This window comes from Sinorhizobium sp. 7-81 (genome assembly GCF_030124405.1).
GTDB lineage: Bacteria > Pseudomonadota > Alphaproteobacteria > Rhizobiales > Rhizobiaceae > Sinorhizobium > Sinorhizobium psoraleae.
In genome coordinates, this window is the sequence record NZ_JASKLT010000069.1 from 1 (window position 1) to 1,036 (window position 1,036).

The 1,036-nt window shown below is 56.9% G+C and carries 1 protein-coding gene; it reads left to right on the forward strand.

Features of this window, described 5'->3' with window-relative positions; all coding sequences use genetic code 11:
* Positions 1-95 precede the first annotated feature (95 nt).
* Positions 96-1,036 (forward strand): IS110 family transposase (locus QN224_RS33510; RefSeq protein WP_283980169.1); only part of this gene is annotated, 941 nt, incomplete at its 3' end.

Consider the following 1,036-nt stretch of genomic DNA (forward strand, 5'->3'; position numbering starts at 1 on the left):
TTTGCCCGGTTGCCGTGTTGGGGTGGACGGCTCCCAACGGCATCGCGATGTGCCAGAATGAGTTCGTTGAAAGCTCAATCGAGGGAAGACCGTCCGTGGAACAGATTATCCGAATTGGCATGGATACGTCAAAAAGCGTTTTCCAATTGCATGGCGTGAATGCAGCCGAGCTACCGATCCTGCGCAAGAAGCTCTCGCGGAGGGAGATGGTGAAATTCTTCGAGAAAGCGGCGCCTACCTCCATCGCACTCGAAGCCTGCGGAGGCGCTCATCATTGGGCGAGGTTATTAGCTTCCTTCGGGCACGAAGTGAAATTGATCGCGCCTCAGCTGGCGAAGCCGTATGTAAAACGCGGCAAGAATGACGCGGCGGATGCGGAAGCTTTGTGTGAGGCGATGAGCCGACCCACCATGCGGTTCGTTCCGGTGAAAACCGCCGACCAGCAGGCGGCATTGATGTTGGTCGGCGTGCGAGAGAGACTTATCCGTAATCGGACACAGCTCGCCAATGCCATTCGCGGTTTTGCCATGGAGTTCGGCATTGTCGCGGCCACGGGCATGTGCCGGATCGAACCGCTATTGGAGCGAATAGCCGCTGATCAATCCCTACCTGAACTAGCCCGCGAGCTTTTTGCCATGCATGGCGTTGAATATCGAGACTTGCTTGCCGAGACGAAAGCCGTCGAGGAAAAATTGGCTGCGTTGCATCGCTCCGATGAATGCAGCAGGCGCCTGGCCGAAATTCCGGGTGTTGGGCCGGTTGGCGCATCGCTCTTGATGATGAAAACCCCAGACCCTCGGATGTTTAAGTCCGGTCGAGATTTTGCCGCCTGGATCGGGCTGACGCCCAAAGACCATTCGACTGCCGGCAAGGTCAGGCTTGGGGTGATCACCCGTGCCGGCGATGAAATGCTACGGAGCACGTTGGTGGTTGGCGCAACTGCTATTCTTCAGCACGTCAGAGCAGGTCGAAGCAGACATGCTTCTCGATGGCTCACCGAACTCCTCCAACGGAAAAAACCGAAACTGGTTGCGGT